Consider the following 10,107-nt stretch of genomic DNA (forward strand, 5'->3'; position numbering starts at 1 on the left):
GACTACGGTCGGATCCTGGCCCGCCTCCCAACGGCTCACAAGAAGGCAGTTCGATGTCACCCACGCACACCGGAGTAACCCCGCACACCGGAGCCACCCCCGGTCCGGCGGACCTCAGCCCCTGCGGGGGGAGGGACCACCCCGACTGCGGCATCCGGGACGTGCTGGACCGGGTCGGCGACAAGTGGTCGGTCCTGGTCATCGTCGAGCTCGCCGGCGGCCCGCGGCGCTTCCGCGAGCTGCAGCGCGCGATCGACGGCATCTCCCAGCGCATGCTGACGCTCACGGTGCGGCGGCTGGAGCGCGACGGGCTCGTCCTGCGCACGGTGTACGCCACGGTTCCGGCCCAGGTCGACTACCGGCTCACCGAAACCGGCGCGAGCCTGACCCACCTGGTCAAGGCACTCGCCGACTGGTCCCTGGCCCACCGGGACGCCATCGCCGAGGCCCGGCGGGACTACGACCGGAAGCACCCGGATCACGACATCCGGTGACCCGGCGGTGCTCCGGGGGCCGGACAAGCGGAAGCCCTCGCCTGGCGGGCGAGGGCGTGGCCTTCGTTCCGGCCGGAGCGGTACGGAGCGGAGGCATCCGAGGAACCCGGAAGTCCGGGCACTCGGGAAGTGGGAATCAGGTGATTCGGAGAAACGGAGTAATGCGGGAAATCGGGCGAAGGTGTCCGGAAAACGGCGTGATCACGGCTCGGCGGATCGTCTCCGCCTGCCGGTCAGGCTCAGTTGACCGAGACGTTTTCCGCCTGCGGCCCCTTCGGACCCTGGGTGATGTCGAAAGACACCTCCTGGTCCTGCTCCAGCGAGCGGAAGCCGTTGGCGTTGATCGCGGTGTAGTGAACGAAAACGTCGGGGCCGCCGCCGTGCTGGGCGATGAAGCCGTAGCCCTTCTCGGCGTTGAACCACTTGACGGTTCCGGTGGCCATAAGCCCTCCCTGGGCCTATTAATGGGTCGCCCTGCTCCAGAGCCTTCGGAACAGCCCTGGAAACGACGAAAGCCTGCGGTTCGCTGATCCGCAGGCTCGTACTGCAAGGGAAACCGGTCTGCAACTTGGTGCGACCCTACCACGGCGTCCGGTCCCGGGGCGGCATCCCACGCGCCCCGCGCGTCCCATGGCGTCCACCGGTGTCCCGGGGTGGCGGGCGGGGCGGCGGGAACCGGGGCGTACCCTCACAAGGGTGCGATCGGAAACACCCTCACGGCCCCGGGTCGGGCACATCCAGTTCCTGAACTGCCTGCCCCTCTACTGGGGTCTGGCGCGCACCGGCAGCCTGCTGGACCTGGAGCTGACCAAGGACACCCCGGAACGGCTCAGCGATCAGCTGGTCAGGGGGGACCTGGACATCGGGCCGGTCACCCTGGTCGAGTTCCTGCGGCACAGCGACCGGCTGGTCGCGCTGCCCGACATCGCGGTGGGCTGTGACGGGCCGGTGATGTCCTGCGTGATCGTCTCCCAGGTGCCGCTGGCCGGTCTGGACGGGGCGCGCGTGGCGCTGGGCTCCACCTCCCGCACCTCCGTGCGCCTGGCCCGGCTGCTGCTCGCCGAGCGGTACGGGGTCTCCCCGCGGTACTACACCTGCCCGCCGGACCTGGGCGAGATGATGCGGGAGGCCGAGGCCGCGGTGCTGATCGGTGATCCGGCGCTGCGCGCCTCGCTGCACGATGCGCCCCGGCTGGGGCTGGCCGTGCACGACCTGGGGCTGATGTGGCGGGAGTGGACGGGGCTGCCGTTCGTCTTCGCGGTCTGGGCGGTGCGCCGCGACTATCTGGCCCGGTACCCGGACACCGTGCGGGAGGTGCACCGGGCGTTCCTGGAATCCCGGGACCTGTCGCTGGCCGAGGTGGCCAAGGTGGCGGAACAGGCGGCCCGCTGGGAGGCGTTCGAGGCCGGGGTGCTGGAACGTTACTTCACCACCCTGGACTTCCGGCTGGGCGAGCGGCAACTGGCCGGCATCGCCGAGTTCGCCCGCCGCGCCGGCATCACGGCCCACGGCGGTACCGGTGAGAACGCCGGGGCCGGTGGCGGGGGCGACACCGCCGAGGTGCCGCGCGTCGAACTCCTGCCGTCCGCACCCTGAGACGTCCCGCGCACCGGGAACCGGGCGGCGGCGGCACGGGTCCCTGCCCGTAGGGTGACGGAGGCAGGGCGACGCACACCCACCAGCATCAGCCGCACGAGCCAGCACCTGCGGGGGAAGGACGCCGGAGACATGGAGCCGCTCGCCGCGGACGACCCGAGACAGATCGGCCCCTGCCGGCTGCTGCGCCGGCTGGGGAGCGGCGGCATGGGCCGCGTGTACCTCGGACGCAACGAGGGCGGCCGTACCGTCGCGGTGAAGGTGGTGCACCCGCACTTCGCCGTGGACGAGCAGTTCCGGGCCCGCTTCGCCCGCGAGGTCGCCGCCGCCCGGCGGGTCGGCGGCGAGTGGACCGCGCCGGTGCTGGACGCCGACCCCGGGGCCGAACTCCCCTGGGTGGCCACCGGCTATGTGGCCGGCCCCGACCTGCACCGCACCGTCGCCCGCCAGGGCCCGCTGCCGGTCCGCTCGCTGCGCGCCCTCGGCGCCGGACTGGCCGAGGCGCTGGCCGCGGTGCACGCCCTGGGCCTGGTGCACCGCGACATCAAGCCGTCCAATGTGCTGCTCACCCTGGACGGGCCGCGGCTGATCGACTTCGGCATCGCCCGGGCCATGGACGGCGACTCCACCGCCGAACTCACCGCCACCGGGATGTCGGTGGGATCGCCCGGCTACATGTCCCCGGAGCAGGTCGTCGGGCGGCAGGTGGGCGCCCCCTCGGACGTCTTCCAGCTCGGCGCGGTGCTGGCCTTCGCCGCCACCGGCCGCCGCGCCTTCCCGGGGGACAACACCGCCCAGTTGGTGTACCGCGTGGTGCACGGCGAGCCGGACCTGGAGGGCGTGCCGGAGGAACTCGCCGGCCTGATCGGCCGCTGCCTGGCCAAGGAGGAGGCCGTGCGGCCGTCCCCGGCCGGGATCGTGGCCGAACTGGCCGGGCCGCAGGGGGTCGCCGGGCTGGTGGCGGACGGCTGGCTGCCGCCGGCGGTGGTGGAGGGACTCAGCAGGCTGGCCGTGGAACTGCTCGATCTGGAGGTGGCCGCGGACGGTGCCGTCCCGTCCGTGCTCCAGGAACCGGCCGCGCCCGGACCCGGCCCGGGCCCCGGACCCGGGCGCACGGAAACGCGGCAGGCACCGCAGGCCCCGCCCGCCGTGCCGCCGGAGCCGGAGCGGACCACGGAGGGCGCCTCGGGCGGCCACTCCGCCACCGTCCCGCCGCGCGGCGTCTTCGGCCCCCCCACCTCCGGATACGGCTACCCGCAGCCGCCCGCCGCGGGCCCGCACGGCGGCGGCCGCCCCGGCGGCGCCGCTGCCGGGCCCCCCTCCTCCCCCGCCCCCTCGCCCTCTCCCTACGCCGCCGGTGCCATGTCCCCGGGCTACGGGCCCGCCGCGCCCCCGGCCGGCGACCGGCCGCGCCCCGGAGGCGGCGGGCGGCGCTGGNCCTCTCCCTACGCCGCCGGTGCCATGTCCCCGGGCTACGGGCCCGCCGCGCCCCCGGCCGGCGACCGGCCGCGCCCCGGAGGCGGCGGGCGGCGCTGGGCGCTCGCCGCGGGCGCCGCCGCACTGGTCGCCGCGATCGGCCTCGGCTCCTATCTGACGGGCCTGCCCGTCGAGTGGCGGGACACCACCGGTGACGACCCCCTGCCCACCCCCACCGGCAGCCCCACCGGCAGCCCGGCCGACGACGGGGAGCGGGAGAGCGAGAGCCCGCAGCCGCGGAAGGGCGAGCTGCCCGGGGAGTTCGTCGGGACCTGGACCGGCGCCGTGGAGATTCTCGGCGGCCTGCCGGGCGGCAGCGTGGTGATCACCCTGGAGCCCGGCGTGATCGGCGACGCCCTCGGCACCGCCGAGCACACCGACATGCTGGAGATCTCCACCTGCACGGACCGGATGACCCTGGAGAGCGTCGCCGAGGACCGCATCACCTTCACCGCCGAGGCCGACCCGGACGCCTCCGACGCGGTGCAGGGCGCCTGCGCCTCCGGGGAGTTCCAGATGGTGTTCGTCCCGCAGCAGGACGGCACGGTCCACTTCGAGTCCCTGCACCCCGACGCCACCCACCAGGGCCAGCTCACCCGCCGGGGGTAGGGGCGCGTAGGCTGGAGCGGTCCGCCGCCGCCCGACCGGGCCCGGTGCGACGCACCTCACGCCCACCCGCCGAAGGGACGCACCCATGGCCCTCAGCGCCGCGCTCCAGTCCGCGCTCGACCGTGCCGCCGACGGCGGGCGGATCAGCCATGAGGAGGCTCTCGGGCTGTACCGGGAGGCGCCGCTGCACGCCCTGGGCCGGGCGGCCGACGCCGCACGCCGCCGCCGCTACGCGGGCACCGAGCACATCGCCACGTACATCATCGAACGGAACATCAACTACACCAACGCCTGCGTCACGGCGTGCAAGTTCTGCGCCTTCTACGCCCCGCCCAGGAGCGAGGACGTGTGGACCCGGGACCTGGACGACATCCTGCGCCGCTGCGCCGAGACGGTGGAGCTGGGCGGCACCCAGATCATGTTCCAGGGCGGCCACCACCCGGACTACGGCGTGGAGTACTACGAGCGGCACTTCCGGGCCATCAAGGAGAAGTTCCCGCAGCTGGTCATCCACTCGCTGGGCGCCTCCGAGGTGGAGCACATGGCCCGGGTCTCCGGGGTGGACGCCCGGGAGGCGATCGTCCGGCTGAAGGAGGCCGGGCTGGACTCCTTCGCCGGAGCCGGTGCCGAGCTGCTGCCGGAGCGTCCGCGCCGGGCCATCGCGCCGCTGAAGGAGTCCGGCGAGCGCTGGCTGGAGATCATGGAGATCGCGCACGGGCTGGGGGTGGAGTCCACCACCACCATGCTGATGGGCACCGGCGAGACCAACGCGGAGCGGATCGAGCACCTGCGGATGATCCGGGACGTGCAGGACCGCACCGGCGGCTTCCGCGCCTTCATCCCGTACACCTACCAGCCGCAGAACAACAAGCTGCGCGGCCGGACCCAGGCCACGATCTTCGAGTACCTGCGGATGATCGCCATCGCCCGGCTGTATCTGCACAACGTCGCCCATATCCAGGGCTCCTGGCTGACCACGGGCAAGGAGGTCGGCCAGCTCTCGCTGCACTACGGCGCCGACGACCTGGGCTCGGTGATGCTGGAGGAGAACGTGGTCTCCTCGGCGGGCGCCAGGCACCGGTCCAACCGGCTGGAGCTGCTGCACCTGATCCGCGCGGCCGACCGGGTCCCGGCGCAGCGCTCCACCACCTACGAGCACCTGCTGGTGCACCAGGACCCGGCCGACGACCCGGCGGACGACCGGGTGGTCTCCCACCTGTCGTCCACCGCCATCGAGGGCGGCACCGCCCACCCGGAGCTGAAGCTCCTCGACGCGCGCTGACGCTCTCCCCGTCACCCGCCGTCCCGCCCCGCCGTCCCGCCCCCGGCCGTCGCCGTTGCCCGCCGCGGCCGGCCGTGCCGGCCGGCGGACCAGGCGTCAGGCCGCTGTGGTGAGGCGGGTGCGCTGGTCCTCGGTGAGCGTGAGATCCATGGCCTCGATGGCTTCGTCGAGCTGTTCGACGGTGCTGACGCCGACGACGGGCAGGACGGACGGGGTGTGTCCGGTGAGCCAGGCCAGGACGACCTGATGGACCGTTGCCCCGCATTCGGCGGCGATCTCGCGCAGCGCGGCCAGCCGGGGCGGGGTGCCCGGGTGGTCGTAGGCGGCCGGGATCTCCTTGTCGGCCCGGGTGTAGGCGCCGGAGAGCAGGGTGCTGTAGGCGAGCAGGGTCAGGTCGGGCTCGGTGGCGACGTAGTCGAGGAGCTCGCCGGTGGCGTGGGTGTGGCCGGCCTGGGGGAGCGGGATGTCGAAGCGCGGCTGGAGGTAGGAGTAGCGCTGCTGCACGCAGGTGTACGGGGTGTGGCCGCCCGCGCGGGCGGCGGCCCGTGCCTGTTCGATGCGCCAGGTGGCGTGGTTGCTCACGCCGAGGACGCGGGTGGTGCCGTTCCTGACGAGCTCGTCCAGGGCGCCGACGGTCTCCTCGACCGGGACGGACCGGTCCTCGATGTGGGCGTAGTAGAGGTCCACGTGGTCGGTGCCCAGGCGGCGCAGGCTGCCCTGCACGGCCTCGCGGAGGACCGGGGCCGAGAGCCCTTCGGCGTCGGCCAGGGTGCCGCCGGGCCGGGTCGGCCGGGCACCCGCCTTGGTGGCGATCTGCACCTGGTCGCGCGTGCCGCGGGAGGCCAGCCAGCGGCCGATCAGGGTCTCGTTCTCGTCCCCGGTGCAGCCCGGCTCCCAGAAACAGTAGTTGTTGGCGGTGTCGATGAGACTGCCGCCCGCTTCGACGAAGCGGTCCAGGACGGCGAAGGACGTCTTCTCGTCCGTGTAGGTGCCGAGCTGGAGCGCGCCCAGGCACAGTGCGCTGACCTCGATGCCGTCCGGTCCGCCGATACGACGACGCTGCATGGTGATGAAACCTCCGATGGTGTGGGTCGCCCCGCACCACCGACCCTGGCAGTTGGAGTGCTCTCCAGGTCAAGCGCGCGTTCGGAGCCGCCGGCGCCGGCCCGGGACAGAGCTACCGCGCCTGCCTGGCCCGCTGCAGGGCCGCCCGGTGTTCCCCGGTCCAGACCGCACCCTGTTGTTCCCGGGGGAGCCCGGCCAGGCCGGTTTCGAAGTGGTCCACGGCTTCGTCGCAGCGGCCCAGCTCAAGCGCGCACAGGCCCATGTTGAGCCGGTTGAACGCGGGCGTCAGCCAGTAGGCGCTCTCCGGAAGCGGTGCGGCCGCGGCCCGGTCGACGAGCGCCTCCGCCCTGCCCAGCAGGTGCAGTGCGTCCTGGGTCTCGTTCATCGCGGCCATCCCGGCGGCCGCCTGCAGCATGTCCCCCAGCCGCTGTGCGGGATGGGCGCCGGGTGTGAAGGCCGCCGCGCTGAACCAGCGCGCGACGGCCTGGGGTGCTCCCTGCTGTCGTGCGAGGTAGCCGCGGAAGTTGAGTGCCTGGGCCGCCAGCGTGCCGTTGTTGATGTCGTCGGCGATCTCCAGGGCCCGGTCCAGCAGCGCAATGGCCTCCGCGTCTTCCCGGACCTGCGCCTTCAACCAGCCTGCAAACTGCACGTATTCCGATGCCACGGTGGCGAGTGCATTCCAGTGCCTGCCCCGGGTCTCCTTGAGCATGGCCATTGTTGTCCTGGCCTGTGCCATGACGGCGGGAATGAGGGTTTCCGGCCGGGCCGTGTCGTCCAGATGACGATAGGCCAACAGGACCCGGCCGAGCGCCCGCACGGTCTCCTGGTCGATCCGTGAGGGTTCGGCCGCACTGCGGGAGACGCGTTCGTGTTCGTCCCCGGAGGGCACGGAGCCGAGCAACGCACCTTGGGCGCCCACGAGATCGTCCAGTGCTTTCGCCAGTTTCCGGGAGGGCCGTTGCTTCCCGTTGAGCGCGCGGGAAAGGAATGCGACATCGTAATGCATGGCCTTCGCGGCGGCCCGCATCGAATAGCCGTTCTCTGCCAGCAGCCGCCTGGCGAGAAAGGCGAAATCTTGGTCACTCATGGTGAACCTCGGTGTGTTGACTGGGCGCTTCCATCGTAGTCAACACAGGTCAACTCCCCGGTTGCCGAAAACATCATTGAAGCTGGTTCCGGAAGAACGTACCCCGTGCGGTGGAGGCGTCCGGGGACGTTGGCAACGTGTGACAGGAGCGCTGATGTGAACCATGGCGTTCGGATGACCGGAAGGAAGGGAACCCCGCCGCGGCACAGCGGTTCCGCGGCCCGGACGGGGACCGTCGCGGGCCTTCGGCCGGCCCGGTGCCCGCGGAGGAGGCCCCGGGCATGAGCGAACGCACGCCGGACCTGAGGGTGGGCGTGGTGGTACGGGAGAAGCGAACCAGCCGGCTGCTCCAGGTGGTGGACGAGGCCGACGGGCGGTGGCAGGCGCGCCCGCTGAACGGCGGCCGGGAGCGGGACATCGACCCGGAGGACGTGCTCGTGCTGGGTGCCCCCGGATCGCTCAGCGTCGAGGTGGCGGTGGCGAACGCCAGGTCGCGGTGGGGAGCGCTGCGGTGACCCGCACAGGACCGGAGCAGCCGCCCGGTCCGCCCGGTCCGCCCGGCCGCTCCGGTGTCCGCTCCGGGCCCGGCTAGGGCACCCAGGGGCCCTCGATGTAGGTGCCGGTGGAGTCGTACGGCCAGGCGTTGGCCTGGCAGCCGTCCAGGCCCTTGATCTGCTGCATCATCACCGGCGCGAGTGCGCCCGGGGCCGGGCAGCCGGCGTGGCCGTGGCCGAGCCGGTGGCCCACCTCGTGATTGATGATCAGCGCCCGGTACTCCTCGATGGGGCCCGGGAAGTTGGGCGAGCCCTCCACCCAGCGGCGCAGATTGACCACCACCAGATCGCCCACCCGGCAGTTGACCTCGCCGCCGGTGTCCAGCCCCCACTCGCCGCAGATCTCGTCCACGGTGGCCGGGGTGGCGATCCGCACCGTGAAGTCGGCGGGTCCCTCACCGGTGAGCCGGAAGCCGCTGACGCCGTCGTTGGTCCAGCCGCGCGGGTGGGCCAGGACGGCCTGGATCTCCGCGGCGGTCTCGTCGGGGTCCAGGGCTATGCCGTCCTCCACCTGCACCCGGTAGCGGTAGACGGTGCCCCGCCCGGCCGCCTCGCCGCCGCCCGCGGCGGTGCGGAAGGTGCCGGGGCCGTCCTCCGGGACCGCCATCCGCTCCGGCTCCGGCCGGGGGCGGGAGGTGGCGGAGAGTTCGTCGCCGGGGAGGGCCGGCTCCGCCCCGGTATCGCTCCGCCCGCCGCCGTCCCCCGGCTCCTCCGCGGCGGCGGAGGGGGACGACGGGGCGGAGCCGGCCTCCTCGTCCGGTGCCGAGCGGATCGCCAGCGCCCCGCCGCCGAAGAGGGCGGCCGCCGCGACGACCATCACGGTGCCGCTCATGGTGGCGCGGCCGGTGCGCGCCGACTTGGTCATCCCCACGGCGCGCCACGGTACATCACCGCACATCAGCCGTGTGCCGCACGGGTGTTGGCGAAGCGGCGCGGCGGACGGCGCCCCGGGGCGGGCGGGGCCCGCGGGGCCGGGGAGAATGGGCGGGTGACCCGAGCCAGGATGGACAAGCAGCCCAGTGAGGTCGCCGCGATGTTCGACGCGGTGGCGGCCAAGTACGACCTGACCAACGACGTGCTGTCCCTCGGGCAGGACCGGCGCTGGCGCAAGGCGGTGGCCGCGGCGGTCGCGGCCGGGCCGGGCCAGCGGGTGCTGGACCTGGCCGCGGGCACCGGAACCTCCTCGCTGCCGTTCGCCGAGGCCGGTGCCTTCACCGTGCCGTGCGACTTCAGCCAGGGCATGCTGCGCGAGGGCAAGCGCCGGGTGCCGTGGCTGCCCTTCACCGCCGGGGACGCCACCCGGCTGCCGTTCCGGGACGGGGTCTTCGACGCGGTCACCATCTCCTTCGGGCTGCGCAATGTGCACCGTCCGGAAGCGGCGCTGCGCGAGATGCTGCGGGTCACCCGGCCGGGCGGACGCCTGGTGGTGTGCGAGTTCAGCCACCCGACCTGGGCGCCGCTGCGCACCGCCTACACCGAGTACCTGATGCGGGCGCTGCCGTCGGTGGCGCGGGCGGTGTCCAGCAATCCGGAGGCGTACGTCTACCTCGCCGAGTCCATCCGGGCCTGGCCGGACCAGCCGGGCCTGGCCCGGTGGCTGCAGGAGGCCGGCTGGTCGAAGGTGGCCTGGCGCAATCTGTCCGGGGGGATCGTGACGCTGCACCGGGGGTTCAGGCCGGACCCGGACTGAGCCGGGCCGGCGTGCGGTGACCGGGCGTCACCCGCCCCCGGCGAAGCCGGGACCGCGGTTTCCCCGGCCCTGCTCACCGTGGGGAACAGCGGGGAACAGGGGGGAACAGCGGGAGGAGGTGCCGTGCGCGGCCGCACGCGGCACCGCCATGACCCGGCGGCGGCCGGCGGGCGCCGGCACCGCCATGGGACGCGGCTCACTCGCCCGGACCGGCACCGGGCCGGGGCCCGCCCAGGGCCGTGCCCGCCGGTGTG

At 73.5% G+C, this 10,107-nt stretch carries 10 protein-coding genes; 6 read left to right on the forward strand and 4 right to left on the reverse strand.

The genetic code is table 11. The features are described from left to right. Nucleotides 1-53: 53 nt before the first annotated feature. The gene (locus GQS09_RS13670; RefSeq protein ID WP_165986320.1) at nt 54-494 is read left to right on the forward strand and encodes a helix-turn-helix domain-containing protein; all 441 of its coding nucleotides are present in this window, start codon (nt 54-56) and stop codon (nt 492-494) included. A 239-nt stretch (nt 495-733) separates the two neighbouring features. Here GQS09_RS13670 and GQS09_RS13675 read toward each other — a convergent pair whose 3' ends face one another. After that, nucleotides 734-937, reverse strand: a complete 204-nt coding sequence (locus tag GQS09_RS13675; protein ID WP_165986321.1) for a cold-shock protein — start codon at nt 935-937, stop codon at nt 734-736. Nucleotides 938-1,190: 253 nt separating this feature from the next. Here GQS09_RS13675 and GQS09_RS13680 point away from each other — a divergent pair, with 253 nt between their 5' ends. From GQS09_RS13680 to mqnC, 3 genes are all read left to right on the forward strand, one after another. After that, a complete protein-coding gene (locus tag GQS09_RS13680; protein WP_313896129.1) occupies nt 1,191-2,090 on the forward strand; it encodes a menaquinone biosynthesis protein in 900 nt (299 codons plus the stop codon). A 132-nt stretch (nt 2,091-2,222) separates the two neighbouring features. Further along, nucleotides 2,223-4,175, forward strand: coding sequence for a serine/threonine-protein kinase (locus GQS09_RS13685; protein ID WP_165986323.1), 1,953 nt, complete (start codon nt 2,223-2,225; stop codon nt 4,173-4,175). A gap of 85 nt (nt 4,176-4,260) precedes the next feature. Continuing rightward, entirely contained in the window at nt 4,261-5,457 is a 1,197-nt protein-coding gene (gene mqnC, locus GQS09_RS13690) for a cyclic dehypoxanthinyl futalosine synthase (RefSeq protein ID WP_165986324.1), read from the forward strand. Between the two features lie 96 nt (nt 5,458-5,553). Here the strand turns inward: mqnC and GQS09_RS13695 are convergent, their stop codons facing one another. Together GQS09_RS13695 and GQS09_RS13700 are read right to left on the reverse strand one after the other, a co-directional pair. Continuing rightward, nucleotides 5,554-6,522, reverse strand: coding sequence for an aldo/keto reductase (locus GQS09_RS13695; RefSeq protein WP_165986325.1), 969 nt, complete (start codon nt 6,520-6,522; stop codon nt 5,554-5,556). A 112-nt stretch (nt 6,523-6,634) separates the two neighbouring features. After that, a complete protein-coding gene (locus GQS09_RS13700) occupies nt 6,635-7,609 on the reverse strand; it encodes a helix-turn-helix transcriptional regulator (protein ID WP_165986326.1) in 975 nt (324 codons plus the stop codon). Between the two features lie 281 nt (nt 7,610-7,890). Here GQS09_RS13700 and GQS09_RS13705 point away from each other — a divergent pair, with 281 nt between their 5' ends. Continuing rightward, the gene (locus tag GQS09_RS13705; protein WP_165986327.1) at nt 7,891-8,124 is read left to right on the forward strand and encodes a hypothetical protein; all 234 of its coding nucleotides are present in this window, start codon (nt 7,891-7,893) and stop codon (nt 8,122-8,124) included. Nucleotides 8,125-8,197: 73 nt separating this feature from the next. On the opposite strand, the gene GQS09_RS13710 is transcribed toward GQS09_RS13705, so the two are convergent. Further along, on the reverse strand, nt 8,198-9,028 hold the full coding sequence (locus GQS09_RS13710) for a DUF3152 domain-containing protein (protein ID WP_243761400.1): 831 nt from the start codon (nt 9,026-9,028) through the stop codon (nt 8,198-8,200). Between the two features lie 123 nt (nt 9,029-9,151). Here GQS09_RS13710 and GQS09_RS13715 point away from each other — a divergent pair, with 123 nt between their 5' ends. Further along, the gene (locus GQS09_RS13715; protein WP_165986329.1) at nt 9,152-9,853 is read left to right on the forward strand and encodes a demethylmenaquinone methyltransferase; all 702 of its coding nucleotides are present in this window, start codon (nt 9,152-9,154) and stop codon (nt 9,851-9,853) included. Nucleotides 9,854-10,107 lie beyond the last annotated feature (254 nt).

Source organism: Streptomyces sp. YIM 98790 (genome assembly GCF_011421595.1).
GTDB lineage: Bacteria > Actinomycetota > Actinomycetes > Streptomycetales > Streptomycetaceae > Streptomyces.